Raw genomic sequence first — 26,855 nt, forward strand, 5'->3', positions numbered from 1 at the left:
AACGGTGTACAGGGGTGGGGTGCATGCCCCATCCGCGGATCACTACGCTGACGCGGGTGAGCAACAGTCGGACCGATGTCCTGCGCGCCGCCCGCGACATCCTGGGCGAGCACAGCCTGGCCGACCTGTCGATGCGGCGCCTGGCCACCGAACTCGGCGTCCGCCCCAACGCGCTGTACTGGCACTTCCCCAACAAGCAGACGCTGCTGGCCGCGCTCGCCGACGACATCCTGGCCGCGGTCGCGATCCCCGACACCGGGCTGGCATGGGACGACCGCCTCGATCGGCTCGCCACCGGGATGCGCAGCGCACTGCTCGAGGTACCCGACAGCGCCGAAGTCGTCTCGTCGAGCTGGGCCAGCGGCCTGTCGTCGAAGGCCATCACCGCAGACATCATCGCCGCCGGTTCGTCCGGTGGGCTGTCGGTGCGCGACGCCGAGGCGGTCAGCACGGCACTGTGCCAGCTCGTCATCGGACTCACCATCGAGGAACAGACACGCGCGCAGATGGAGCGCCTCGGCGTCACCGGGCCGTCGGGTCGTGACTTCGGCGGCGAATTCCGCGACGGGCTGGCCATCATCCTCGACGGGGCTCGCACGCGCCGCTCGCGGTGATTCCGCCCGGTCGCACCGAATCACCGGTACAGGCGAGTGTCACAGTCGTCGGAATCGATATTTCACAGCTTCGGCGAGTACATTGCTAGCCGGTCATCACGGCTCGGCCCTCGAGACCGATCTGTCCCCCACCGGAAAGAACACGCCCTGTGGCATCGACGACGCGAGTAGTGGCGCCGACGTCGTCCCCCTCGACGCCGACGACGCCCGCATACCGCACCGACCTCGACGGCCTGCGAGGCATCGCCATCGCCCTCGTCGCCTGCTTCCACGTGTGGTTCGGCAAGGTCTCCGGCGGCGTCGACGTCTTCCTCACCCTCTCGGGATACTTCTTCGTCGGCTCACTGTTGCGCCACGCGATCGCCAGTCAGGCGCCGCACGTCACCTTCCGCGACACGCTCAATCCCTGGCCGCGCCTCAAGCGGCTGCTGAAGAGGCTGCTGCCGGCACTGTTCACGGTGCTCATCGCGGTCACGGTCCTGACGCTGGTGATCCTGCCGCAGACCCGCTGGGCCAACGTCGGGCGCGAGGTCATCGCGAGCGCGCTGTACTACCAGAACTGGTATCTCGCGCAGAACTCCCAGGACTACCTCGCCGCCAGTTCGGCGAACAGTCCGCTGCAGCACATCTGGTCGATGTCGGTGCAGGGCCAGTTCTTCGTCCTGACCCTGCTCGTCGCCCTCGCGTTCGCGGCGCTGCTCAAACTCGGCGCCCGGGTCGCCCGGCCGTTCGCCGACCCCCGGGTCATCAGGTTCCTCGTCGGCGGGGCGGTGTTCGTCGTCGCCCTCGCCTCCTTCTACTGGGCGCACCGCGGCCTGGCGATCAATCAGCCGTACAACTACTACGACACGCTGTCGCGACTCTGGGAACCGCTGGCCGGCGGCCTGCTGGCGATCTGGCTGCCGTCGCTGCGTGTCCCCAACTGGCTTCGCAACATCGCGACCGTCGTCGCACTGGCCCTGATCGTCAGCTGCGGGTTCTGGATCGACGGCGTGAACGCCTATCCCGGTCCGATGGCGCTCGTGCCGGTCGGTGCCACGCTGCTGATCATCTGGGCGGGCGCGACCGCGCTGCAGAAGCCTCCGCACGGCACCCACGCCGTCGCCTCCACCGAGATGCCCGTCACCAACCGATGGCTGGCGAGCCGGTGGCCGGTGTGGCTCGGGACCATCGCCTATTCGTTGTATCTGTGGCACTGGCCGCTGCTGATCTTCTACCTGACCTGGCGTGACAAGAACCATGCGAACTTCCTCGAGGGCGTGGTCATCCTCGCGGTGTCGGTCGGACTCGCATGGCTCACCAAGCTCTACATCGAGGACCCGTTGCGCGGGGGCGGCCGATCCGAGCTGACACGCGGCACCCGGGACGGACGCTCCCGATGGATGTCCTACACATCGGTCGTGACGTCGATCCTCGTGGTGGGCACGCTCGTCACCGGCATCGGCATCACCGTGTGGGAACGCCATGTCGCCAACATCGTCGTCGACACGAAGAATCTCGATCCGAGGTCGTTCCCGGGTGCCCGCGCGCTGCTCGACGGCTGGCCGGTACCCGCCCTCGACCCGCAGCCGTCGGCACTGGAGGTCATCATGGACTTCCCCGAGACCTCCACCGACGGGTACATGAGCGACTTCACCGACAACGAGATCCACGTCGGCGTCTACGGCGACCCCACCGCGACGCGCACCATCGCCCTCGCCGGCGGCTCACACGCCGAGATGTGGATCTCGGCGCTCGACACCCTCGGCAAGCGCAACGGCTTCAAGGTGACGACCTACCTCAAGATGGGGTGTCCGTTGTCGACGAACCCCGTGCCCAAGCAACGCGGCGTGCCCTACCCCGAGTGCTACGACTGGGGACAGCGTGTCATCGACCGTGTCATCGCGGACAAACCGGATGCCGTCCTGACGAACTCGACCCGGCCGCGGGACTACGAACCCGGCGACTGGGTGCCGCCGGACTACGTGCCGATCTTCGATCGCTTCCTCGAGGCGGGTGTGCCGGTGCTCGGTATGCGCGACACACCCTGGCCGAAGAACGCGAAGGGCACCATCGACACGCCGATCTGCCTCGCCGACGGCGGCGACGCCGAGAGTTGCGGATCGAATCGGGCCGCCGTGCTCGCGCCCGAGGACCCCGGCGCCGCACTGGCCGCGACGCGGCCCGACTTCCACCCACTCGACATGTCCGACGGCATCTGCACCTCCGATCGCTGCCCGGCCATCGTCGGCAACATCACCGTCTACAAGGACCCGCACCATCTGAGTGCGACCTACGTCCGCAGCCTCACCGACGAACTGGGTCGGCAGATGGCGGCGCAGCTGCCCTGGGCCGGTCCCGAGGTCCCGTGACGACGCCTGCGATCGGGGCCTGATCGGCGACCGCTCGACAGTCGGCGGAGGCATACCGGTGGGACAGACCACATCCGAGCCGGCCGGCCGCGTCCTGAGATGACCGCCCGCGGCAACGCGACTAGGGTCGACCCATGACGTCGCCGAAGGCGGGTAACTCCGAACCGCCAGCCCCCGGTGAACAGCCGGGCGATCCCGGCTCCACCCCGAAGCCCGCTGTACCAGACCTCGACACCACCTCGACGACAGCGGCGCCACCGAGCGGCGGTGCCACGTCCGACCCGGTTCCCATGCCGTCGGACCCGATCCAGGCCGAAGCACTGGTCCAACCGGAGCCGGCCCCGATCCCGGTGTGGCCGGGTACCCCGTTTCCCCTCGGCGCCACCTACGACGGTGCGGGAACGAACTTCTCGCTGTTCTCGGAGGTGGCCGAGGCGGTCGAGCTGTGTCTGATCGACCGCGAGGGCCACGAACGCCGCATCCGGCTCGAAGAGGTCGACGGCTACTGCTGGCACTGCTATCTGCCCAACGTCGGCCCGGGACAATTCTACGGCTTCCGCGTCTACGGCCCGTACGACCCGTCGCGCGGGCTGCGGTGCGACCCGAGCAAGCTCCTGCTCGACCCGTACGGCAAGGCGTTCCACGGCGACTTCGACGGTGACGCATCACTGTTCTCCTACCCGCTCCCGACGCCGCCCCAGGACAGCGACGAACCCGCGCGCGAGGACACATCGGCCGAGGAGGGCGCCGACACCGGTCTGGACGACGGCGACGAGACGACATCGGAGACGACCGATCCCGGCGAGGCGTCCGATGCCGACACCGACGAGGCCGTTCCGTCCGGAACAGAACAGCCGGACTCCGACGGCACCGCGCCGCCGGAAGGTGAGAATGTCCCGGATGCCGACCCCGAACCGGTCAATCCGATGCCTCAGCTGGACTCGCTCGGACACACCATGGTCTCAGTGGTGATCAATCCCTACTTCGACTGGCAGAACGACCGGTCGCCCAATCGTCCGTATCACCAGACGGTGATCTACGAGGCGCACGTCAAGGGCATGACGGCAACCCACCCCGACGTCCCCGAATACCTACGCGGTACGTATGCCGGGTTGTGCCATCCGGTCATCATCGACCACCTCAAGGAACTGGGCATCACGGCCATCGAGCTGATGCCCGTGCACCAGTTCATGCAGGACTTCGTCCTCCGCGATCAGGGTCTCAGAAACTATTGGGGCTACAACACATTCGGATTCCTGGCGCCGCACATCGAGTACTCGTCCAACCGAGACCAGCCGGCCAGCGCGGTGACCGAGTTCAAGGCGATGGTCCGCGAGTTCCACAACGCCGGCATCGAGGTCATCCTCGACGTGGTCTACAACCACACCGCCGAGGGCAACCACCTCGGTCCGACCGTGTCGTTCCGCGGCATCGACAACGCGGCCTACTACCGGCTCGTCGAAGACGAACCCGAGATGTACATGGATTACACGGGTACCGGCAACAGCCTCAACGTCCGCCATCCACACACACTGCAGCTCATCATGGATTCGCTCCGGTACTGGATCCTGGAGATGCACGTCGACGGGTTCCGGTTCGACCTCGCCTCGACACTCGCGCGCGAACTCCACGACGTCGACCGGCTGTCGGCGTTCTTCGATCTGGTCCAGCAGGACCCCGTCATCAGCCAGGTCAAGCTCATCGCCGAACCCTGGGACATCGGCGAGGGCGGCTATCAGGTGGGCAACTTCCCGCCGCTGTGGACCGAGTGGAACGGCAAGTACCGCGACACCGTCCGCGACTACTGGCGCGGCGAGCCGTCCACCCTGGGCGAGTTCGCCTCCCGGCTCACCGGATCGTCGGATCTGTACGAGGCGACCGGCCGGCGTCCGCTCGCGAGTATCAACTTCGTCATCGCCCACGACGGCTTCACGCTGCGGGACCTGGTGTCCTACAACGACAAGCACAATGAGGCCAACGGCGAGGACAACCGGGACGGCGAGAGTCACAACCGGTCGTGGAACTGCGGCGTCGAGGGACCGACCGACGATCCCGAGATCAACGCTCTGCGCGCACAACAGCAGCGCAACATCCTGGCGACGCTGTTCCTGTCGCAGGGAACGCCGATGCTCGCGCACGGCGACGAGATCGGGCGCACCCAGCACGGCAACAACAACGTCTACTGCCAGGACTCCGAATTGTCCTGGATGGATTGGACACTCGCCGAGGAGAACGCCGACCTGCTGGACTTCACCCGCAGGGCCATCGCGCTGCGCACCCGGCATCCGGTGTTCCGGCGCCGCAAGTTCTTCGGCGGGAAACCGATCCGGTGGGGCGACCAGGCACTCGACATCGCCTGGCTCACCCCGGCCGGCGAAGAGATGACCGCCGAGGACTGGGACAGCGGATTCGGCAAGAGCCTGGCGGTGTTCCTCAACGGAAACGGGTTGGGCGAGAAGGACGAACGAGGCGAACTCGTCGTCGACGACTCCTTCTTCATCTGTTTCAACGCCCACTACGAGGATCTGGAGTTCACTCTCCCGCCGAACTGGTACGGCAACGAATGGGTCGGTGAGCTCGACACCACCCACCCCGTCGGCGAGACCGAACTGACGGCCGCGTCCGGCGAATCGGTGACGGTCGGCGCGCGGTCCGTACTGGTCCTGCGGAAGACCTCGTGAGTTCATGAGCAACCGCCCGACCCCACACGCGACATACCGGCTCCAACTTCACGGCGACTTCGGGTTCGCCGACGCGGCCGGGATACTCGACCATCTGGCCGAGTTGGGGATCAGTCACGTCTACCTCTCCCCGATCGGCACGGCGTCGGCCGGTTCGACGCACGGCTACGACTGGTTGCCGCCTCCGGCCGTGGCCTCCGTGCTCGGCGGTGTCGAGGGATTGCGTGAATTGCGCTCGGCGGCAGCCGAACGCGGGATGGGTCTGATCATCGACATCGTCCCGAACCACACCGGGGTGGCGGACGCGCTCGCCAACCCGTGGTTCGCCGACCTGCTCCGCCACGGGTCCGGGTCGGACTACGCGAACTACTTCGACGCCGACTTCGGCGACGACAACGGTGTCGAGGGAAAGCTGGCGCTGCCCGTCCTCGCCGCCGACGGAGACCTGAGCCCTCTCGAGATCGACGAGGACGGGAACCTGCGGTACTACGATCACGCATTCCCGATCGCGCCCGGCGCCGGCCGGGATACTCGGCCCGGCGGCACGCCACGAGATGTCCACGACCGCCAGCACTATCGGCTCGTCCCCTGGAACAGCGGACTCATCGGATACCGGCGGTTCTTCACCGTCAACGAGCTCGCCGGTCTCCGCCAGGAGGACCCGGAGGTCTACGACGCCACCCATCAGTGGCTGCGCGACTTGCTCGACGCCGACCTCATCGACGGTGTGCGCGTGGATCATCCGGACGGCCTGTGGGACCCGCAGGACTATCTGCGCCGCCTGCGCGCCGACATCGGCGACGACCGCCTCCTCTACATCGAGAAGATCCTGGCGCCGGACGAGCCGCTCGAACCGACCCTGCCGGTCGAGGGCACCACCGGCTACGACCACATGCGCGTCATCGACGCCGTGTTCGTGGCGCCGGCCGGGGTCGCCCAGCTCACCGAGTTGCACGAACGGATCACCGGCGAGTCCGGCGACGCGCGGTGGGTGGAGGCCGCCGAGCACGAACGCAAGCTCAGCACGGTGCGCGAGTCGTTCCCGGCGGAGCTCCGCCGCCTCGTGCGCGCGCTCACCGCGGGCGGTGGCGGATCGCCGGCCGTGGAGCCGGACCTCATCGCCGCCGCCTGTACCGAACTCATCGCCGCGCTCGGGGTGTACCGGGCGGACTATCCGTCGTTGCGTCCACGCCTCCTCGCCGTGGCGACGAGCATCGCCGACGCGAAGCCCGACCTGCGTGCGGCCCTCGATCTCGTCGTGCGCGAGACCGCGGTTCCCGGCGAGGCGACGTCGCGGTTGGCGCAGACCTGCGGCGCGGTGACCGCGAAGAGTGTCGAGGACAGCCTGTTCTACCGCACGGCAAGGCTGGTGTCCGCCCAGGAGGTCGGCGGCGACCCTGCCGATCCGGTGTTGTCGCTCACCGAGTTCCACCGGCACAACACCGAGCGCGCCGCACAGTGGCCGCTGGCCATGACGGCGACGTCGACCCACGACACCAAACGCGGTGAGGACGTGCGTGCGCGCATCGCGGTGCTCGCACAGGTCCCCGACCGGTGGTCCCAGCTCGTCGAGACCATCTGGCGCGACACCGCCGTGCCGGATGACCTGACCGGTTATTTCCTGCTGCAGAACATCGTCGGGGTCTGGCCGACCGACGGTCGGGTCACCGACGAGTTGCGCGGACGACTGGTGGAGTACGCCCGCAAGGCGACCCGCGAGGCCGGACTCCGCACCACGTGGACCGAGGTCGACGAGGAGTTCGAGACCGCGGTCGAGAACTGGATCGGCCAGGTCACCACCGGAGACATCGCGACCGCGGTCTCCGAACTCGTCGATCGGATTGCCTCCGCATGGGAGCAGGAAGCACTCGCGCGCAAGGCGATTGCGATTCTCGGCCCCGGGGTGCCCGACATCTATCAGGGCACCGAATGGTGGGAGGACTCCCTCGTCGATCCCGACAATCGACGACCGGTCGACTTCGGACGGTCGACCGACCACCCCAAGACCAGACTCGTGCGGGACGCACTACGGGTCCGTGCCGCGCACCCGGATGCGTTCGGTGTCTCGGGGACCTATGAGCGACTGACCGCCGACGGACCCGCCGCCGACCACACCATCGCGTTCGCGCGCGGCACCGACGACGGCCCGTCGGTGGTCGTACTCACCGCGCGGTTCACCCACAGCCTCGACGACGAGGCCGCGACCGCCACGTCGATCACGCTGCCCGCGGGATCGCGGTGGCGTGACGAACGATCGGGGGCCGTGTACGAAGGGGCGGTCGACCTGGGCGCCGCGCGGGGCGAGCACCCGGTCGCGATCCTCGTGCGGGACTGACGCGGGTCAGCCGGCCGGAGCGGGAGCCGGCTGTGGTGCCGGCTGCAGTGCCGGCGACGGCTGCGGTGCCGGTGCGCCCCCGGCGCCCGGGAGCGATTGCGACGGATCGATCTGGCCGCTGGGGCTTCCCGGCGGGCCGTCGACCTTCGACACCAGCCACTTGCCGTCTTCCTTGCTGAGGTCCAGGCGGAACACCATCAGGCTCGTGCCGCCGCTCGGCAGCTTGACGCTGCGGCCCGTCACCTCGGCCATCACCACCGTCTTGGCGGTGTCGGCATCGACGGTCTCCACGGCGACCACACTGATCGTCGAGGACACCTCGATGTTCAGGGATTCGACGTTCGCCTCGGTGTCGGCACGCTCCTGCTCGAGGCGGGTGCGCAGTTCCCCGGTCGACAGCGGCCCCAGCAGTTCCTTCGAGTTGCCCGCGTTGTCGGCGTTGAGGGTGGTGACCAGCTTGGTGACGAAGTCGGCCGAGGCCACCTTCGAATCGGCGAAGGCATCGGCCTCCCGCTGGAGGTCGTACGCGCGCCAGCCCAGGAACGCGACGAGCGCGACCAGCGCGAGAGCCACGACGGCGGCGAGGACCTTCTTGATCCCGCGGCCGGTGACCGTGAAGGAGATCTCCCGACGCCCCGCGTCGTCTTTCGGGGACGCGGCCGGAGACTCGCCCTTCTCGGTCGAGGCGTCGTCGGCCGCGGCGGGCTTCGAGACGGGTGTCGAGGAACCGGTCCGGCGGGCGGACTTCCCACGCGGTGCCGGCGACGCGCCGGTACTGCTCGCGTCCGCCGCGTCCGTCTCGTCCGTCGCCGTGTCGTCGTCCGTCACCGCGTCGGTGGGGCCGGATGCGACGGCGGAGGTGTCGGGGGACGCGGTGTCCGCCTCGCTCTCGGTCGTCGGGTTCACGTCAGGGTCATTCCGGTCAGTCATCTACAGGTCACGCAACTTGTCTGTCGTCGTCGAGTGGCCGTCAGTCGTCGAGCGGCCCATCACTTGTCGAGCGGAACGGTACGGGCGTTCGGGTCGTAGCCCGGCGGCGGTCCCGCGGTGTCATCACCGGGCGGCCGCGGCGCGTTGGCCGAGCCGCGGATCTGCTGGCGCGGATCCTCGGTCACACAGTACAGATTGGTCGGGATGGTCAGCTCGAGGATCTGCGTCGGCCGGCGGGGTGTGACCGGGTAGTTGCAGCTCGGGCGCGGGTACACCGATCCGAACGCCCACCATGCACCGTCGTGGAACATGGTGAGGCTCTTGACGCTGGCATCGCGGATGGCGGGGAACAGCGTCGCGAGAGCCGGCGCACGGAGTGCACCCTGCTCGGCGATGTCGACGAACTGCTTGGTCACGTCGGTGATCGGATCGGTCAGCTGGTTGATGGACCCGGCCAGGCTCGTGAACTGCGACGGGCCCCGGTCGAGGAGTTCACGGAGTTCCTGATCGGACGCGGCTGCCGCGTTGACCAGAGTGCTCAGACCGGCCACCGTCGTGCCGAGGTCGGGCTGGATCTGCGCGGTCGTCTTGAAGATGGTGCCCGCGTTCTGGATGAACTTGGTGGTCTCCGGCAGCGCCGTGTACAGCTTCGCGAAGATGGTGCCACCCGAGTCGAAGATCACCGACAGGTCGTTGGTGCCGTCCTCGTTGTACAGCGCGATCTTCAGATTGTCCACGGCGGAACGGAGTTTCGCGGGATCGATCTGATTGATCAGTTCCAGCGAGGACTCGAGCAGCTGCGAGAACGGCACGGTCACCTCGGTCTGGTCGGCCCGGATGACGTCGCCGTCCTTCAGGTAGGGGCCGTCCGAGGTCGCCGGCTGGAAGTCGACGTACTGCTCCCCCGCTGCCGACAGACCCAGCGCCGCCACCGTGCTGTCGCGGTTGATCTTGTACCGGTCGTCGACCGTGACCACGACCTTGACCGAATCCGGTTGCACCCCAACGGTGTCCACGTCGCCGACGCGCGCACCGCGCAGCGTGACGCCCGAGGTCTCCTGCAGGCCACCGGAGATGGGGAACTCGATCGTGAGCGAGTACTTGTCGGCGAACGGCTGCCACCGCAGGACACCGAGAGCGAGGTAGCCGAGTCCGACGACCATCACCAGCACCAGGGCGATGTTGCCGACGAGTACCGAATTCCTGCGCAGGACACCGAACACGCCGCTCATCCGCAACACCCCCTTGTCCCGGTGATCCGCGCCAGCAGGCGGGTCAGTGTCTGCTGCAACGCCGCCGAACCCTCGTCGACGTCCTGGATCTCGGGCAACCTGCTCGCCGAGTCGAATCCGACGCCCGGGCTGAGCCAGTAAACCTTCGACGACACGGCCGCCGCGCTACCCGGCGTGGACTTGACCCACTTCGGCGTGAGCGTGTGCAGGTTGTCGGCCAGCGATCCGAGCGGGCCGGCGGCCTGACGGAGGCCGGCCAGCACGGTCGACAGATGACCGAGCATCTCCACGAGATTGTCCTGGTCGGTGTCGAGGAAATCGTTGGTGGCGGCGGTGACCTGCTGGGTCTTGTCCAGAGTGGTCAGGATCGTGGCGATCTGCCCGTTCAGCGACTCCAGCGCCGGACCCAGCTTGTTGATCGACGCCATGATCTGCGCGCGCCCGTCGGCGAGTTGTCCGGTGAGCACACGCGTGGTGGCCAGCGATCGATCGACCGCGGCCGAACTCTGGTTGAGCTTCCGGATGCCGGTCGTCATGCCACGGATCGCGCCGTTGAGGTCCGACGGGTTCGTCGCGACCGCACTGCTCAGTTCGGTGAGGATGATGGTCAGTGAGTTCAGCGACCCGCTGTCCACGACCCCGCTCATGCTGATCAGCAGATCCTCGACCGTCGCGGCGGCCGACGTCGGGCCGGTGAGGGTGTCACCGTCGACCATCAGACCGTCCTTCGCCTCGATCGGCGGCAGCAACGCGACGAACACGTCGCCCAGGGGCGTCGCCTGGCGCAGCTCGGCGCCCGTGCCCACCGGGAGGTTGGTCTTCTTGCTGACCTCCATCGTCACCACGGCGGTGTAGTCCTTGGCGACGAGGTCGGTGACCTGCCCGACGTCGTTTCCGTTGAGCTTCACCTTCGCTCGCGTCGGCAGGTTCAGCGCGTTGTCGAAGTTCGCGGTCAGCGTGATCGAGTCCCCGATGCCGCCAGGTGCGGGCAGTGGGATCTGTTCGACCGTGAGACTCGGGAGCAGTCCGCAGCCGGTGAGTCCCATCAGGGCGGCGAGCAACACCGCGAGCACGCCGCCCCGGCGGACGCCGCGGCGCGAGGGCGCCGGCGACGGACGCCCGGCCGATCCCGCGCGGTCCAGCGAGTGCATCGTCGCCGTTCTCATTTCGTCAACTCCAGCATCGCCGAGTAGATACCGAGATCGGGCCCGAAGTCCTTGAGCTTGCCCGTCCGGCAGCCGTCCTTCTGCAGATTGATCGCCTCACAGAACTCGGCGAGCAGTTCGTTGTCGACGAGGGACTTGTCGAGCAGCACCTGCGCGCGCCACGCGCCCTGTTCGGCCGAGATGGAGTTACTCAGGTTCTGGAAGAGCAGCGGCCCGACGTCGATGGTCTCCACGACCTGCCGCGAATAGTCGCTGAGGTTCGCGGTCAGCGCCGCGAGCCGGTCGAACGACACCGACATGGTGTTGGTGTTGTTCTGCAGGAACACGGTCGTGTTCTGCAGGGTCTGGTTGAGGTTCCCCAACGTCGCGAGCAGACCCGGCGCCTGGTCGCCCAGCAGCTCCGACACCTCGTTGACGGACTTCGAGAACGCGGTCATCTTCGGATAGTTCTGCACGAGAGTCGTGGTCAGCCCCTCGATGGTCTCGAGGATGTCGACGAGGGCATCGCTGTTGCCCGCCACCACATCCGACGCCCCGCCGAGTTCGTCCAGTGCCGCGCGGATCTCGTCGCCGTTGCCGGTGGCGATGCCGGAGGTGATGTCGATCATCTCCGCGAGGGGGCCGGGTCCGGCGCCTTCGCCCTTGAGGGCGACGACCAGACCGTCGATGGCGTCGAACAGTTCGCCGACCGACACCGGGGCCTTCGTCTCCTTCAGGACCGACCCGTCCTCGAGCTTCGGTCCGCCGTCGTAGGCGGGTGACAGTTCGACGTGCCGGGTGGTGACGATCGAGGTGTTGACGATCGCCGCGGTCGCGTCGGCCGGGACCGGTACGTCGCTGTCGATCGTCATGGTCACCTTCACCCGGTCGCCCTGCGGCTCGACCGCGGTGACCTGGCCGACCGGCATGCCGAGGACGGCGACGTCGTTGCTCACGTAGAGGCCGGCGACGTTGTCGAAGTAGGCCGTGACCTCGATCGCCTGTCCGACCGCCGCCTTCCAGCTCCCCGGGATCATCGAGCAACCCGAGAGCCCGAGGATGCCGAGCAGTGCGACCCCGACCAGCAGGATCGGGCGGCGAAGTCCGTTGGCGCGCATCGTCGTACCTGTCCTCGTGTCCGCGCTCAGCATCCGTCCACCACCCGGGCCAGGCACAGCCAGTTGTCCGGGAAGATGCCCCACGGCAGGTAGCCGTTCGCGTAGGGCCCGTCACCGATGACGTTGTTGGTCAGGCGTGCGGTCACCGGCAGGACCTCCAGCAACTTGCGGAGATTGTTGCGGTTCTTCTCCAGCCCCTGGGTGATCGTGTTCAGGTTCGCCATGATCGGCGCGAACTGATTCGCGTTCTCGCCGGCCACCGCGGTCGCCTGCTCGGTGAGTTCGGCGATGCCGTCGAGCATCCGGGTGACCAGTTCCTCACGCGCGACGATCTTCTGGGTCAGGTCGCGCCCCTGCCCGACGATCACGGCGAGCTGGGCCTGGTTGTCGTCCACGATGCTGGTGATCGTCTTGGTGTCGGCGATCAACTGATTGATCTGGTCCTTGCGATTGGTGATGACCTTCGACATCTGGGTGAGCGCCTCGAAGGTCGGCTCGGTGATGGCCGGTACACCGGCGAGCTGCCGGTTGAGCGTCCGGATGCTCTCGGAGAGCGTCTTGTCGTCGATGCCGGTCAGGATCGGCGCCCCCGCCTCGATGGTGCGCTGCAGGTCGTAGGGCACGGCGGTCTTCCCGATGTGTCCGTCGGGCGCGTCCTCGGGTGAATCCCCCAGCGACACATCGATGTAGCGCTGACCGAGCAGCGTGGACATCTTGATCTCCGCCGAGCCGTTGGCCGTCACCCGGACGTCGCTGTCGACCTTCATGGTGATGGCCACGTGCTGCCCGGCGAGTTCGGTGCCGGTGACCTCGCCGACGTCGATGCCGGCGACGCGGACCTTGTCCCCAGGCCGGATACCGCCGGCCTGGGCGAAGTCGGCGGTGAGTGTCTGCTTGCCCAGATGTGCGCTCGCGAGGGCCGTCACGCCCAGCAACAGGGCGACGATGACGACGGCACCGATCACCCCGGACCACACCCGCCGGTTGTTGCGAAAACTTCTGCGGAACCAGCTCATCGGCACACCACCGAGTGACTCGTGCCACCGATCTTGTTGAAGATCCCGGGCGGGAGCAGGACGTCACCGATCGCGACGTCGAGATCACATGCATAGATGTTCAAGTAAGCGCCCTCACCGAGCACGAGCGGGAAATGACCGAGGAAGACCGGGGCGTCGACCGCCATCCGATCGAGTTTGGCGCCGTTGCTGATCAGCGTGTTGGTGGCGATCCGGCCGTCCGTCGCGGCGTCGGCGAGGCTCTGCCGGCTCTCACTCAGCACGTCGGCGAAACCGCTTGCGGTCCGGCCGATGTCGGTCACCGCGCTACCGAAGGCCGCCGAGTTGGAGTTGAGGTTGGCGATCAGCGCCGACATCGACTCGATCACGGTGCCCAGCTGGCCGCCCTGCCGCGAGAGGTCACGCATCACCACACTCAGGTTGTTGATGATCGCACCGAGCACGACGTCACGATTGGCGGTGTCCTCAGCGAGCCGTCCGACCTCGGCGACCGTATAGCTCAGCGACACCGAATTGCCTTGGAACGCTTGGATCAATCCCTCGGACAGGGCGTTGACCTGCTCCGGGGTGAGGGTCTCGAACACCGGCTGGAATCCGGCCAGCAGGGTGGTGACGTCGAAGGAATCCTCGGAGGGCAGCTGCAGCGTCGACCCCGGGTCGAGAGGTCGGCTCTCCCGGTCCGGGACCAGTGTCAGGTTCAGATACCGCTGGCCGATGAGGTTCTGGTAGCGGATCGCCGCGCGGGTGTTGGTGAACACCTGCTGGTTGTTCTGCACCTCGAAGGAGACCCGGGCGCGGCCGTCGGCGAGTTCGATCTGGTCCACCCGGCCGACGCGGACGCCGGCCATGCGGACGTCATCGCCCGTCGCGAGACCCGACGCATCACCGAAGTAGGTGGTGTAGCTGTTGGTCGATCCCGGCACCGAACGTTCCAGCGTCGAGAAGATCACGTAGGTGACCAGCAATGCTGCGATGCCGAAGATCGTGAACCCGATCAGCGGTTTGCGGATCGACCCCGAAGCCGCGCTCATCGTCCCCCTCCTTGGCCGTCGCCGCCACCGGGCCCGGTGGCGTTCCGCACGTCGAGCGACTGGACGAGCGGTCCCAGCATGATCGTGTCGGCTGCCGACGGGGTGCGGCGCAACACCGTGCCGAGGGTCTTGTTGTCGGCATCGGTGGTCACGTTGCCGACCGGCTTGTTGCGGCGCATTCCGTCGGAGGGATAGATCGACAGCGGACCCGACATCGTCGGCCCGGTCCCCGTTCCCGGCCCGACGCACCCCGGACCGCGCAGGGTTCCGTAGGGGCCGCCGTCGTACACCGGACAGTTCTGCCGGGTGTAGCGCTGGAAGGCGCCGAAACTGACCCCGATGTTGAGCTGTACGTGCCCGTTGGTGCCGGTGAACACCGTCAGCACCCGAGCGGCCAGATTGTTGAGTGCGATCACGCCCTGGGGCAGCGAGTTCGGTTCCAGGACAAGCGCACCCAGCATCCGGTTCAGATCGGTCACGATGCGCTGGCCGCCGTCGCCGTTGCGTGCGAAGAGCAACTGGGTCTGATCGATCAGTCCCTGGCTCGCCGTCAGCACAGCGGTCAGGTCACGCTGCTTCTCCGCGAGCGTCACCGCCGGGATCACACTGCGCCCCAACGTGTCGAGGAGTTGCGGCGCCGACTGCGACAGTCCGGTGAGCGCGGCGTCGAAATTGTCGAAACCGGGAGGCGCGCCCGGCGGAAACTGGGCGTTGATGGAGTCGAAGTAGTTCCGCAACACACCGACGAACGACCCGAACACCGATCCGCCGCCTTTGAGTGCGTCGGCGATGGTGCCGAGGACCTGCGCGAGTTCTTCCGGCGGTACGGCGTCGAGGATCTGCTTCAGCTCGTTCTGGGCGTCCTGCAGTTTGATCGTCTCGAGCGACTTGTCGGCCGGGATCACATCCCCCGCGGACAACCGGTCGGTGCCCACCTCGGCGGGCGGGACCAGTTCGACGGAGTTGACGCCGAACAGGTTCGACGGAACCGTCCGCGCGGTCACCGACGCGGGGATCCCCTCGGCCTGGGCGGGCTCGATGTCGATGCCCACGTTCTTGATCAGCCGGGCGGCGTCGGCCTGCGAGTCGTCGTCGACGGCGATGGACTTGACCGTCCCGACGATGAGCCCGTTGTACCGGACGTCGGCGCCGTTGGAGAGGCCGTCGCCGACATCGACGAGGTCGGCGGTCACGGCCACCGTCTTGCTGAACGTCCCCTGGTAACGCATGAAGAGCAGCACGAAGATGACGAGCAGGACGAGCAGGAAGGCGACGCCCCGCAGCACGTACTGCAGCAGTGAGGGATTACGTCCGTCGGTCGCGATGTTCACGGTCTCCCCCTCATCCCGAGATCTTGATTCCGGGCGAAGTGCCCCAGAACACGAGTGTCATGACCAGATTCGCGAACACGATGACGATGATCGCGAGGCGGATGGCATGTCCGGCAGCAACTCCCACACCTTCGGGGCCCCCTGAGGCGAAGTAGCCGTAGTAGCACTGGATGAAGGTCGTGAGCAGGACGAAGACGATCACCTTGATGAACGAGAACAACATGTCCCACGAGACGAGGAACTGGTTGAAGTAGTACAGGTAGGTGCCGCCGCCCTGACCGCTCTGCACCATGAACATGAACTGGCAGGCGAGGTAGTTCGCGGCCAGCGACACCGAGTAGAGCGGCACGATCGCCAGGACCGCGGCACACATCCGGGTGGTGACGAGATAGGGCAGCGGCCGGATCGCGATCGCCTCGAGCGCGTCGATCTCCTCCGCGATGCGCATCGACCCCAACTGCGCGGTGAACCGGCATCCCGACTGTGCGGTGAACGCGGTGGCGGCGAGCAGCGGCGCGATCTCACGGGTCGTCGCGAATGCGGACAGACCACCGGTCACCGGCGACATGCCGAGCAGGTTGAGGGCGGTGTAGCCCTCGATCCCCACCGTCGCGCCACCCATGATCCCGAGGATCACCATGACGCCGACGGTGCCGCCGCCGACCACGATGGCACCGTTGCCCCACGCCACGTCGGCCAGGAGACGCCAGACCTCTTTGCTGTAGTGGCGGAACGCCAGCGGCACCGCAACGATGGACCGGACCAGGAAGGTGATCAGGTGGCCCATCGCGGCGAGCGCATCACGCGGACCGCGGTACACCGACTTGGCGGCCTCGAGCGGCCGCAGGGCCGGAGGCACATACCGTGACGCGGTCATCTCACACCACCTTCGCCGGGAACAGGATCGTGAACAGCTGCGTCAGGATCACGTTCACCGTGAACAGCAGCAGGACCGAGTTGACGACGGCGGCGTTGACCGAGTTGGCCACGCCGGCGGGCCCGCCCTTCGTCGAGAGGCCGCGATCGCAGGCGACGATCGCCACGATCGCGCCGAATATGACGGCCTTGGCCAACGCGAACATCAGGTCGGAGGTGGTCGCGAAGGACGCGAAGGTGCCGGTGTAACTGCCCGGTGTCCCGCCCTGGAAGTAGACGTTGAAGACGTAACCGGTGATGAACCCGACGAAGCAGACGAAGCCACAGAGCAGGAAGCTGACCACCATGGTGGCGAGCAGTCGAGGCGAGATGAGGCGCTCGATCGGGTTGACGCCCATGACGCGCATCGCGTCGATCTCGTCGCGGATGGTGCGCGAGCCGAGGTCGGCGGCGATGGCCGAACCGACGGCACCGGCCAGGAGCAACGAGGTGACCAGCGGGGCGCCCTGCCGGATCACGCCCAGGCCCGTGGCGGCACCGGAGAACGAGGTCGCACCGACCTGACCGGCGATGTTGGACACCTGGATCGACACGATGACGCCGATCGGGATGGCGACGAGGAGCGTCGGGAAGACCGAGGTGCTGGCCATGAAGGCGCACTGCCGGACGAACTCGCCGAACGGGAAGCGTCGCTTGAAGAGATCGACGAAGAGCGTCCGGAACACCTCGACGAACATGCCGAGCTGGCGTCCGAAGGTGTCGAACGAGGCGACGATATGGCCGTCATACCACGACCGAACCGCCCCCGGTCTCTTGCGACCCACCTCCTCGTCGTCCGAGGTGACTGCGTTAGTGCTCAATCCCTACCCTTGCGTCTCGGCTTACCCGTTCACCGGCCGTCAGGTCGCGATCGCGCTCGTCGTCGCCGACGCGCGTCCTCGTTTCCGCAGAACCTCTTCGCGTGCCCCCCGTGGGCAGGAGCGCCGCGGGTAACATACCCCATTCTCGTGGTCGAAATGTGTCCGGCCTCACAGTAGCGCCCGACTGCGCCTGTCCGAGGTCCGACATACCTTGCATGATGTGACGAATCCCCCGACCGATACCGCTGTTGCCCAGAGCACAATAACTTGGTCGGCCGACCAACGGGAACAAAACCTACCACTTCGTTCCATTGAGGGTCCCTACCGAGCACCGCGGTCGCTGGACGAGATCCGCGTCTGGGCGCCGACGGCGCAGGTCGTCGAGCTCGTGACCACGACGGGGACGGGGTCGGGGCCGAGTCGGATCGCGATGTCGGCGGCGCGGGGTGGGTGGTGGCAGGTCGATGCCGCACCGGCCGCCGACGGCGAGGACGAACTCCGCTACGGCTTCTCGGTCGACGGTGGGCCGCCGCGTCCGGATCCGCGCGCCGTGCGCCTGCCGGGCGGGGTGCACGAACTGTCCGCGCTGTTCACCGTCGACGCCGACACCTGGACCGACGCCGCGTGGGCCGGCCGCGACATCCGGGGTGCGGTCGTCTACGAGCTGCACCTGGGTACGTTCACACCCGCGGGCACACTCGACTCCGCGATCGACCGACTCGACCATCTCGTCGACCTGGGGGTCGACTTCGTCGAACTGATGCCGGTCAACGCGTTCAACGGCGACCACAACTGGGGTTACGACGGCGTCGGCTGGTACGCGGTCCAGGAGAGTTACGGCGGTCCCGCCTCGCTGGCCCGGTTCGTCGACGCCTGCCACGCCAAGGGGCTCGGCGTCGTCCTCGACGTCGTGTACAACCACCTCGGACCGTCCGGCAACTACCTACCCGACTTCGGGCCCTACCTCAGCGAGGGCACGACGTCCTGGGGGTCGTCGGTCAACCTGTCCGATCCGGACTCCGACGAGGTGCGCGCCTTCATCATCGGAACCGCGTTGCGGTGGTTCTCCGAGTTCCACGTCGACGCACTGCGCCTCGACGCCGTTCATGCGCTCGCCGACCACCGCGCCGTCCACATCCTGGAGGAGCTCGCCGCCGCGACCGATGATCTCGCCGCCGAGCTAGGGCGCCCCCTGTCGCTGATCGCCGAGAGCGACCTGAACGATCCCCGCATGATCCTGCCGCGCACCGCCAACGGACTCGGGCTCACCGCGCAGTGGGACGACGACATCCACCACGCGATCCACACCCTGGTGTCCGGCGAGCGGCAGGGGTACTACGCCGACTTCGGCAGCTACGAGTGCCTCGCGAAAGTCCTCACCGGCGGCTTCTTCCACGACGGCACCTACTCGTCGTTCCGCAGACGCCATCACGGGCGGCCGATCCCGACCGGCACGGTGCCCGCCTCGGCCCTGCTCGCCTACACCTGCAATCACGACCAGATCGGCAACCGCGCCATCGGCGACCGTCCGAGTGCCTACCTCGACGGCGGACAGCTGGCGATCAAGGCGGCACTGGTCCTGCTGTCCCCCTTCACCCCGATGCTGTTCATGGGCGAGGAGTGGGCCGCGGCGACGCCCTTCCAGTTCTTCACCTCCCACCCGGAACCGGAACTCGGCCGGGCGACCGCCGAGGGACGCAAGTCGGAATTCGCCGAGCACGGCTGGGACAGCGACGATGTGCCCGATCCGCAGGACCCGGCGACCTTCGAGCGGTCGAAGCTGGACTGGACCGAACTCGATCGGCCCGACCACGCACGTGTGCTCGACTTCTACCGGACCCTGATCGCGTTGCGGAAAGCCGAAGCAGCACTGCATGATCCGACCTTCGGCTCGGTGTCCGTCGACTTCGACGAGGCGGCGGGCTGGTTCGCGATGCACCGCGGCGACTGGTCGGTGGTGTGCATCCCCGGCGATCAACAGGTGACCGTGCCCGTCACCCTCGACGTCGAGTCGGCCTGGGAGCCCGTCCGATCCGACGACACCGGGCTCAGCTCGCCGGGCCACAACGTCATCGTCGGACGCCGGAGTCCGGCCCACAACGATTCCTAGCCCGAAGCCGCGGTACACGCGGCTTCGGGCTATGGAATCAGGCGGGGGTCAGACGGCGTCGCCGCCGTCGATGCTGCCGAAGTCGCCGACCTCGACGTTGCCTTCGTCGTCGACGGCGGTGTCGAAGGTGCCGTCGGCGTCGGTGTCGGCGACGGCGATGTCGGTGTATCCGTCGGCGTCGGTGTCGGCTTCGATGACGTCGATCTCGCCGTCGGCGTTGGTGTCGTAGGCGATGGAGTCGGCCTGGCCGTCGCCGTCGGTGTCGAGGATGGCGTCGGTGGTGCCGTCACCGTCGACGTCGGTGAGGGCGGCGTCGACGGCTCCGTCGCCGTCGGTGTCGACGAGAACGGCGTCGGCGGGGATCTCGGTGCTCATGGTGGTGTCCTTCCAAGTGGTGGAGCGCTGGTGTGCAGTGCTTCTGGGCGGTTCATGTACTTGGAGGCGACCCCGGGCCGGAATGTTCCCGGGAGGTCGGGAGTCGTTCGGATGGCCGACGTCCGGGCTCCCCGTCCGCAAACGCGCCTGCACCACGAAGCACCCCAGGAAACCACCCACCACAGCGCCACCGAGAAGGCGAACTCATCGTCGCCGCGGATCCTGCCGAGGGCGCATCTCAGCGGGGCGGCGTGGGCAACAGACCCCCCTCGACGTTCTACGTGAGGTAGGCGTACGCCGGGGAACCCGGTTCGAGCCGCTCACAGTGCAGGCGGGAGTGGGCCATCCGGTCCATGAGCCCGCCGAGTCCGTCGCGGTGCCCCAACTCGACACCGACCAGGGCGGCACCGGTCTCCCGGTTGTTCCGCTTGACGTACTCGAACAACGTGATGTCGTCGTCGGGCCCGAGCACCTCGTCGAGGAAACGTCGCAATGCGCCCGGCTCCTGGGGGAAGTCGACGAGGAAGTAGTGCTTGAGGCCCCGGTGGACCAGTGAGCGCTCGATGATCTCGCCGTACCGGGACACGTCGTTGTTGCCCCCGGACACGAGGCACACCACGGTGGCGTCCGCGGGCAGCTGCAGCTTGTCGAGCACGGCGACGGCGAGGGCGCCCGCGGGTTCGGCGATGATCCCCTCGTTCTGGTACAGCTCGAGCATCGCCGAGCAGATGGCACCTTCGTCGACGTGGGTGATGTGTGCCGATCCCGGGACAGGCGCGAACCGCTCGTCGGGCACCACCCGCACGGCAGGGGTCGGGGCGATGTCGGCGAGAACCGGGTGGTCGGTGACGGTCGCACCCAGGTCCGACAGCACCCGGTGTCCGATGGACCCGATCCGCTTGACCGCCGCGCCGTCGACGAAGGGATCGATCTCGTCGAGGGTGACCGGTCCGCCGTTGACGAGTGCGGCGCTCAGCGACACCGCACCGGTCGGTTCGACGCCGACGATCGTCACGTCGTCGGAGATACCGCGGAAGTAGGTCGCCATCCCGGCCAGACATCCGCCGCCGCCGACCGGCGCGACGACGACGTCGGGGACGCGACCGAGCTGTTCGACGATCTCGTGCGCGATGGTCCCCTGCCCGGCCGCGGTCCGCGGGTCGTCGAACGCGTGGATCCACACCGCTCCGGTGCGCATCACGTCGTCCTGAGCGGCCGCCGCAGCAGCGTCGTAGGTTTCCCCGACGGCCCGGAGTTCGACGAAGTCGCCTCCGTGCCAACGGATTCGGTCCCGCTTCTGCTTGGGCGTGGTGGTCGGGACGTAGATGCGTCCGTGTACCCCCATGCTCCGGCAGGCGAACGCAACGCCTTGTGCGTGGTTGCCGGCACTGGCGGCGACGACCCCGCGCGCGAGCTCCTCCGCCGACAGCTGCGCCATCACGTTGTAGGCACCGCGCAATTTGTAGGAACGGACCGCCTGGAGGTCCTCACGCTTCAGGAAGATCTCGGCACCGGAGCCGGCCGACAGCCGCGGGCAGATCTCGAGGGGGGTACGCGCCACCGCGTCGGCGATGCGGATCGACGCGGCTTCTATCGCGTCTACCGACAATGCCTGCTGATGGACCGGGACGTGGTGCGTACTCACGACAGCCATGTTCTCACTGTCGGCTCATGTCCAGGTGTCGCGGGTTGCGGTGACGTCGCGACGCCCGGTCGAATCGCGATCGCGGCACATTCTCCCGCTCGGTGGCGTAACACTGGACGGTGCGTGTGAACGCGGCCCGGGCGGGTATCTCCCCCACGGCCGTCCCATTCGCGACCACCGACGGCGACCCAGTCCCACCCACCAGGGAGCAGCCATGATCACTCGTCGAACTCTCGCACCTCGCCCGCGTCGCCTGTCGCGGCTGGCCGCACTCGGTGCGGCCGCCGCATTGGCGGTCGGCCTCGCAGCCGCCGTGGATCCCGCCCCGGCCGCGGCCGCCCCGGTGTGTGCGGGCGCCGGCCAGCCGGCGCGACTCGTCGGCTCGGTCCCCGGTGCGGCGCTCGAAGGTCTGACCGTCGACGCGGGCGGTCGCCTCTACACCACCGACCTCATCTCCGGTCGCGTGTACCGCCTCGCCGGACCGGGAGCACCTGCCGTTCCGATCGCACGCGTGCCGGGGGGTAGCGGAGCGGGTGCGCTGGCATGGACCCCCGGCGGCACCCTGCTGGTCGGGTACGGCGCGGACCCGCGGGTCTTCGTCGGCGACGCGCTGCGGCACGCGTCCATCGCCCGCCTCGACGTCAACACCCGCGCGCTGCGCCCCTGGGTGTCGGGACTCTCGGCGGCCAACGGGATGGATGTGTCGGCCCGCGGAAACGTGTACGCCACCAACGACTTCGGCAATCTCATCGGGCGGGTGAGCCCGAACGGTGCCGTGCAGGGGGCCTGGGGAGCACTGCCGAGCGCCAACGGGGCGGTCCTCGGTCGCGGCGACGGGTGGCTCTACGTGTCGAGGACCTTCGTGAACCCGGGTGTCAGCCGGATCTCCACCGCGAACCCGCGGGTCGTGCAGAATCTGCTCACCGTGGGCGCGCCGTCGACTCCGGACGGACTGACCCTGGATTCGCGCGACCGTCCGATCGTGCCGTTCAACGCGACGGGCGAGATCGTGCGGGTCACCTCGCCGGGCAGCTATTGCGTGCTGGCGGCCGGACTACCGACCTCGAGTGTCCTGTCGTACGGACGGGGGAACCGCGGATTCTCGGCGGGACGATTGTTCCGCGCCGGATTCGACGGGCGTATCTATGAGATCCCGGGCGGATTCGACGCCGGAGCGACGGCTGCCGTCCCGGGCAGGTAGCGCTCACCCCACCACACGGCGAGCAGGGTCAGCCCGCTCACCCACGCGGTCACCTCGAGCGACCCGATGAGCAGGACACTCACCAGCGCGACCGCCGCGGCCGCGACGAGTGCGTGGACCTTGTGTGCGGGCCACAGCACGCCGAGGACATCGACGGTGCGGGATGCCCGCGGCGCGCGATGGCGCGGGTCGACATCGATCAGGGTCGCCATCTCGAATCACTCCCTCACTGCTCGCATGCACCGGACGTGTCGTCGAGTGTAGCGGAAGACGAAGCAAAATGTTCGGCGACCCGAATCCTCGGTCACGGCGACGGGAAGTCGCGCACCCAGGGCGCCCTCATCTCAGCTCAGACAGCTGGGTCCGAGGAGTGCCTTGAGGTCCCCCATCAGCGCCGAGCTCGGCGCGACGCGGAGCGATTCGGTCAGTTTCAGCTGGGTCTGCCGCTTGTCACTGACCAGGGTGACGTGCACGTCGGCCATGCCGGGATGCCGGGTCAGCACCTGCTTGAGGGCGGCCACGCGATCAGGGGTGCACAGGCGCGCCGACAAGGTGAGGGCAACGGGTTTCGTCGCCCCGGCGGTTTCCAGGTCCGGCACCGCGAGGTCGTTCGCGCTGATCATCATGCTGTCGTCACGCAGGTTCACGCGCGCCTTGATCAGGACGATGTTGTCGGCGACGATGTCCATCCCGTATGCGGTGTAGGCGCGCGGGAAGAAGTAGACCTCGACACCGCCGACCATGTCCTCGAGGGTGACCGCGGCCCACGGTTCGCCCTTCTTGTTCACCCGTCGCGTCACCGACGAGATGATGCCGCCGATGGTGATCTGGGCGCCGTCGGCGACGTTCCCCTCGAGCAGGGTCGAGATCGACGTGTCGGTGTGCGCGGCGATCGCATGTTCGACGCCGCTCAACGGGTGGCCGGACACGTAGAGCCCCAACATCTCTCGTTCGATGGCGAGCTTGTGCTTGGTGTCCCACTCCTCCTCGGGCACCTTGACCGCGAACACCTCGGCCATCGAGTCGTCGGCTCCACCGGCATCGCCGAAGAGGTCGAACTGTCCGATCGCCTCGGCCTTCTTGGTGCCGATGACCGATTCGACGGCCTCGCCGTGCACGAGGAACAGGCCCTTTCGCGGATGTCCGAGGGAGTCGAACGCCCCCGCCTTGATCAGCGACTCGGTCACCTTCTTGCTGCAGGCTGTCACGTCGATCTTGCCGAGATAGTCGGAGAAGTTGGTGAACTTCCCCTTCTCCTCGCGCGCCGAGATGATCGACCCGACGACCCCGGACCCGACGTTGCGGATCGCCGCCAGACCGAACCGGATGTCCTTGCCGACCGCGGCGAAGTTCCGCTGCGACTCGTTGACATCGGGCGGTAGCACGGTGATCCCGAGCTTGCGGCAGTCGGCGAGATAGATCGCCGCCTTGTCCTTGTCGTCGCCGACCGAGGTCAGCAGCCCGGCCATGTACTCGGCGGGGTAGTTCGCCTTGAGGTAGGCGGTCCAGAACGACACCAGTCCGTAGCCCGCGGCGTGCGACTTGTTGAACGCGTAGCCGGCGAACGGCAGGACGGTGTCCCACAGCGCGGTGATCGCGGCCTGCGAGAAGCCGTTGGTGCGCATGCCCTCCGCGAAGCCGTCGTAGGCCTCGTCGAGGATCTCCTTCTTCTTCTTGCCCATCGCGCGACGCAGCAGATCGGCCTGTCCGAGCGAGTACCCGGCGACCTTCTGCGCGATCTGCATGATCTGCTCTTGGTAGACGATCAGGCCGTAGGTCTCCGACAGGATCTCCTTGAGCGGTTCCTCCAGCTCCGGATGGATCGGCCGGATGTCCTGCAGACCGTTCTTGCGCTTGGCGTAGTCGGTGTGGGCGTTCACACCCATCGGACCCGGACGGTACAGCGCGAGAACTGCGACGATGTCCTCGAACCCGGTGGGCTGCATCATCTTCAGCAGGTCGCGCATGGCCGCGCCGTCGAGCTGGAACACGCCCAGGGTGTCACCGCGCGCGAGCAACTCGTAGGTCTTGGGGTCCTCGAGCGGAAGTGCGTCGAGGTCGAGGTCGATGCCCCGGTTCAGTTTGATGTTCTCCAGGGCGTCACCGATGACGGTGAGGTTGCGCAGCCCGAGGAAATCCATCTTGAGCAGGCCGATGGCCTCACACGACGGATAGTCCCAGCCGGTGATGATCGCGCCGTCCTGCGCACGCTTCCACACCGGGATCGCGTCGGTGAGGGGTTCTGACGACATGATCACCGCACAGGCGTGCACGCCCGCGTTGCGGATCAGTCCCTCGAGCCCGATCGCGGTGTCGTAGATCTTCTTGACGTCCGGGTCGGTCTCGATCAGCGTCCGGACCTCGGCGGCCTCGCCGAACCGCTCGTGTTCAGGATCGGTGATGCCCCAGACCGGGATGTCCTTGGCCATGATGGGCGGCGGGAGAGCCTTGGTGATGCGGTCGGCGATGGCGAACCCGGGCTGACCGAACTGGACGCGCGCCGAGTCCTTGATCGCGGCCTTCGTCTTGATGGTTCCGAAGGTGATGACCTGGGCCACCTTGTCGCTGCCCCACCGGTCGGTCGCGTACCGCACCATCTCGCCTCGACGACGATCGTCGAAGTCGATGTCGATGTCGGGCATCGACACGCGCTCGGGGTTGAGGAATCGCTCGAAGAGCAGCCCATGCGGGATCGGGTCGATGTTGGTGATGCCCAGCGCCCAGGCCACGAGGGAGCCGGCCGCCGAGCCACGGCCCGGCCCCACCCGGATGCCGACCTCGAGAGCGTGGCGGATGAGGTCGCCGACGACGAGGAAGTAGGCCGGGAACCCCATCTGGATGATGACGTCGAGCTCGTAGTTGGCGCGGCGCAGGTATTCCTCGGGCACCTCGGTGCCGGCGAAGCGACGCTCCGCGAGGCCCTTCGCGACCTCCTTGCGCAGGAAGGTCTGCTGGGTCTCGCCGTCGGGCACCGGGAAGACCGGCATCCGGTCGCGGTGGGTGAAGACCTCTTTGTAGGACTGGACGCGCTCGCCGATCTCGAGGGTGTTGTCACACGCCCCCGGCACGATCGAATCCCACTGCTCGCGCATCTCGGCCGCGGACTTCAGGTAGTAACCGTCGCCGTCGAACTTGAACCGGGTCGGGTCGGAGAGGGTCTTGCCGGTCTGCACGCACAGCAGCGCCTCGTGCGCGGCGGCGTGCTCCTTGGTCACGTAGTGGCAGTCGTTGGTGACGATCGGCTTGATGCCCAGCTTGCGGCCGATCTCGAGCAGACCGTCGCGCACGCGCCGCTCGATCTCGAGTCCATGCTCCATCAACTCGAGGTAGAAGTTGTCCTTGCCGAAGATCTCCTGCCACTTCGCCGCGGCCTCGAGTGCCTCGCGATCGTGGCCGAGCCGCAGACGCGTCTGCACCTCACCGGACGGGCACCCCGTGGTCGCGATGATCCCCTCGGCGTGCTCGGCGATCAGGTCCACGTCCATCCGCGACCACTTGCCGAGTTGCCCCTCGATCGACGCCAGCGACGACAGCTTGAACAGGTTGCGCAGGCCGGTCGCGTTCTCCGCGACCATGGTCATGTGCGTGTACGCACCCGAGCCGGAGACGTCGTCGCTCTTCTGCTCGCGCGTACCCCACTGGATTCGTTTGGTGTCGAAGCGCGAACCGGGTGCGATGTAGGCCTCGATGCCGATGATCGGCTTGATGTCGTTCTTGACCGCGGTGTTGTAGAACTCGCTGGCGCCGAACATGTTCCCGTGGTCGGTCATACCGATCGCGGTCATCCCCAGGCGTCTGGCCTCGGCGAACAACGGGGACACCTTCGCCGCACCGTCGAGCATGGAGTACTCGGTGTGGTTGTGCAGGTGTACAAACGAGTCCGTCACGGCGCCTCTTCTGTCGAGATCAGTCTGTAGATGTCGGTTCAGTCGTCAGATGTCGGTTCGATCGGTGGCCGTCGGGCACGGGAGGGTCTCCGATGACGCTCGGTGTGCCGGGTCCGA

Annotated in this window: 19 protein-coding genes; 6 read left to right on the forward strand and 13 right to left on the reverse strand. The window is 67.5% G+C overall.

Going from position 1 to position 26,855, the window contains the following annotated elements; genetic code table 11:
• The first annotated feature begins 56 nt into the window (after positions 1-56).
• The 4 genes from KTR9_RS16120 (at position 57) to treY (ending at position 7,981) form a co-directional block, all read left to right on the forward strand.
• Positions 57-614 carry a TetR/AcrR family transcriptional regulator gene (locus KTR9_RS16120; protein ID WP_044506888.1) on the forward strand — a complete coding sequence of 186 codons (558 nt, stop codon included), beginning with the start codon at positions 57-59 and terminating at the stop codon, positions 612-614.
• Positions 615-784: 170 nt separating this feature from the next.
• A complete protein-coding gene (locus KTR9_RS16125) occupies positions 785-2,965 on the forward strand; it encodes an acyltransferase family protein (RefSeq protein WP_044506890.1) in 2,181 nt (726 codons plus the stop codon).
• A 134-nt stretch (positions 2,966-3,099) separates the two neighbouring features.
• Positions 3,100-5,646, forward strand: a complete 2,547-nt coding sequence (gene glgX, locus KTR9_RS16130; RefSeq protein ID WP_014927263.1) for a glycogen debranching protein GlgX — start codon at positions 3,100-3,102, stop codon at positions 5,644-5,646.
• A gap of 4 nt (positions 5,647-5,650) precedes the next feature.
• Positions 5,651-7,981 (forward strand): malto-oligosyltrehalose synthase, encoded by a 2,331-nt coding sequence (gene treY, locus KTR9_RS16135; RefSeq protein WP_014927264.1) that lies wholly within the window; start codon positions 5,651-5,653, stop codon positions 7,979-7,981.
• 6 nt (positions 7,982-7,987) lie between these two features.
• Here the strand turns inward: treY and KTR9_RS16140 are convergent, their stop codons facing one another.
• From KTR9_RS16140 to KTR9_RS16180, 9 genes are read right to left on the reverse strand one after another with little or no spacing between them, the layout of a single operon-like run.
• Positions 7,988-8,911 (reverse strand): hypothetical protein, encoded by a 924-nt coding sequence (locus KTR9_RS16140; protein ID WP_014927265.1) that lies wholly within the window; start codon positions 8,909-8,911, stop codon positions 7,988-7,990.
• Positions 8,912-8,970: 59 nt separating this feature from the next.
• On the reverse strand, positions 8,971-10,143 hold the full coding sequence (locus tag KTR9_RS16145; protein ID WP_044508017.1) for an MlaD family protein: 1,173 nt from the start codon (positions 10,141-10,143) through the stop codon (positions 8,971-8,973).
• Positions 10,140-11,294: an MlaD family protein gene (locus KTR9_RS16150; RefSeq protein ID WP_443134906.1), complete on the reverse strand. Its 1,155-nt coding sequence runs from the start codon at positions 11,292-11,294 to the stop codon at positions 10,140-10,142. Before KTR9_RS16150 ends, KTR9_RS16145 begins: the two co-directional genes overlap by 4 nt.
• An 11-nt stretch (positions 11,295-11,305) precedes the next feature.
• Positions 11,306-12,439: an MCE family protein gene (locus KTR9_RS16155; RefSeq protein ID WP_014927268.1), complete on the reverse strand. Its 1,134-nt coding sequence runs from the start codon at positions 12,437-12,439 to the stop codon at positions 11,306-11,308.
• A complete protein-coding gene (locus tag KTR9_RS16160; protein WP_014927269.1) occupies positions 12,433-13,422 on the reverse strand; it encodes an MCE family protein in 990 nt (329 codons plus the stop codon). The genes KTR9_RS16155 and KTR9_RS16160 overlap by 7 nt, the downstream gene beginning before the upstream one ends.
• Entirely contained in the window at positions 13,419-14,453 is a 1,035-nt protein-coding gene (locus tag KTR9_RS16165) for an MCE family protein (protein WP_014927270.1), read from the reverse strand. Before KTR9_RS16165 ends, KTR9_RS16160 begins: the two co-directional genes overlap by 4 nt.
• Positions 14,450-15,784 (reverse strand): MlaD family protein, encoded by a 1,335-nt coding sequence (locus KTR9_RS16170; RefSeq protein WP_014927271.1) that lies wholly within the window; start codon positions 15,782-15,784, stop codon positions 14,450-14,452. Before KTR9_RS16170 ends, KTR9_RS16165 begins: the two co-directional genes overlap by 4 nt.
• A 10-nt stretch (positions 15,785-15,794) precedes the next feature.
• Entirely contained in the window at positions 15,795-16,661 is an 867-nt protein-coding gene (locus KTR9_RS16175) for an MlaE family ABC transporter permease (protein WP_010842297.1), read from the reverse strand.
• Between the two features lies 1 nt (position 16,662).
• On the reverse strand, positions 16,663-17,520 hold the full coding sequence (locus tag KTR9_RS16180) for an MlaE family ABC transporter permease (protein ID WP_035717212.1): 858 nt from the start codon (positions 17,518-17,520) through the stop codon (positions 16,663-16,665).
• Between the two features lie 349 nt (positions 17,521-17,869).
• On the opposite strand from KTR9_RS16180, the gene treZ reads away from it, so the two are divergent.
• Positions 17,870-19,630 (forward strand): malto-oligosyltrehalose trehalohydrolase, encoded by a 1,761-nt coding sequence (gene treZ, locus KTR9_RS16185; protein ID WP_083889031.1) that lies wholly within the window; start codon positions 17,870-17,872, stop codon positions 19,628-19,630.
• Between the two features lie 48 nt (positions 19,631-19,678).
• Here treZ and KTR9_RS16190 read toward each other — a convergent pair whose 3' ends face one another.
• Together KTR9_RS16190 and ilvA are read right to left on the reverse strand one after the other, a co-directional pair.
• Positions 19,679-20,005 carry a hypothetical protein gene (locus tag KTR9_RS16190; protein WP_014925451.1) on the reverse strand — a complete coding sequence of 109 codons (327 nt, stop codon included), beginning with the start codon at positions 20,003-20,005 and terminating at the stop codon, positions 19,679-19,681.
• Positions 20,006-20,282: 277 nt separating this feature from the next.
• Entirely contained in the window at positions 20,283-21,659 is a 1,377-nt protein-coding gene (ilvA, locus tag KTR9_RS16195) for a threonine ammonia-lyase IlvA (RefSeq protein WP_014927274.1), read from the reverse strand.
• Positions 21,660-21,864: 205 nt separating this feature from the next.
• Between ilvA and KTR9_RS16200 the strand changes: the two genes are divergently transcribed.
• Positions 21,865-22,851: an SMP-30/gluconolactonase/LRE family protein gene (locus KTR9_RS16200; protein ID WP_014927275.1), complete on the forward strand. Its 987-nt coding sequence runs from the start codon at positions 21,865-21,867 to the stop codon at positions 22,849-22,851.
• Here the strand turns inward: KTR9_RS16200 and KTR9_RS16205 are convergent.
• Together KTR9_RS16205 and dnaE are read right to left on the reverse strand one after the other, a co-directional pair.
• A complete protein-coding gene (locus KTR9_RS16205) occupies positions 22,794-23,063 on the reverse strand; it encodes a hypothetical protein (RefSeq protein ID WP_044506900.1) in 270 nt (89 codons plus the stop codon). The genes KTR9_RS16200 and KTR9_RS16205 overlap by 58 nt on opposite strands.
• 132 nt (positions 23,064-23,195) lie before the next feature.
• Positions 23,196-26,738, reverse strand: coding sequence for a DNA polymerase III subunit alpha (gene dnaE, locus KTR9_RS16210; protein WP_014927276.1), 3,543 nt, complete (start codon positions 26,736-26,738; stop codon positions 23,196-23,198).
• Between the last annotated feature and the right edge of the window lie 117 nt (positions 26,739-26,855).

Origin of the sequence: Gordonia sp. KTR9, from assembly GCF_000143885.2 — a bacterium.
Classification (GTDB): domain Bacteria; phylum Actinomycetota; class Actinomycetes; order Mycobacteriales; family Mycobacteriaceae; genus Gordonia.

Coding starts and splice junctions, on each gene's coding strand:
- glgX (WP_014927263.1), top strand. CDS start 3,100: ATGACGTCGCCGAAGGCGGGTAACTCCGAACCGCCAGCCCCCGGTGAA.
- KTR9_RS16165 (WP_014927270.1), bottom strand. CDS start 14,453: ATGAGCGCGGCTTCGGGGTCGATCCGCAAACCGCTGATCGGGTTCACG.
- KTR9_RS16140 (WP_014927265.1), bottom strand. CDS start 8,911: ATGACTGACCGGAATGACCCTGACGTGAACCCGACGACCGAGAGCGAG.
- KTR9_RS16155 (WP_014927268.1), bottom strand. CDS start 12,439: ATGCTGAGCGCGGACACGAGGACAGGTACGACGATGCGCGCCAACGGA.
- KTR9_RS16145 (WP_044508017.1), bottom strand. CDS start 10,143: ATGAGCGGCGTGTTCGGTGTCCTGCGCAGGAATTCGGTACTCGTCGGC.
- KTR9_RS16160 (WP_014927269.1), bottom strand. CDS start 13,422: ATGAGCTGGTTCCGCAGAAGTTTTCGCAACAACCGGCGGGTGTGGTCC.
- KTR9_RS16200 (WP_014927275.1), top strand. CDS start 21,865: ATGATCACTCGTCGAACTCTCGCACCTCGCCCGCGTCGCCTGTCGCGG.
- KTR9_RS16205 (WP_044506900.1), bottom strand. CDS start 23,063: ATGGCGACCCTGATCGATGTCGACCCGCGCCATCGCGCGCCGCGGGCA.
- KTR9_RS16150 (WP_443134906.1), bottom strand. CDS start 11,294: ATGCACTCGCTGGACCGCGCGGGATCGGCCGGGCGTCCGTCGCCGGCG.
- KTR9_RS16175 (WP_010842297.1), bottom strand. CDS start 16,661: ATGACCGCGTCACGGTATGTGCCTCCGGCCCTGCGGCCGCTCGAGGCC.
- KTR9_RS16190 (WP_014925451.1), bottom strand. CDS start 20,005: ATGAGCACCGAGATCCCCGCCGACGCCGTTCTCGTCGACACCGACGGC.
- ilvA (WP_014927274.1), bottom strand. CDS start 21,659: ATGGCTGTCGTGAGTACGCACCACGTCCCGGTCCATCAGCAGGCATTG.
- treY (WP_014927264.1), top strand. CDS start 5,651: ATGAGCAACCGCCCGACCCCACACGCGACATACCGGCTCCAACTTCAC.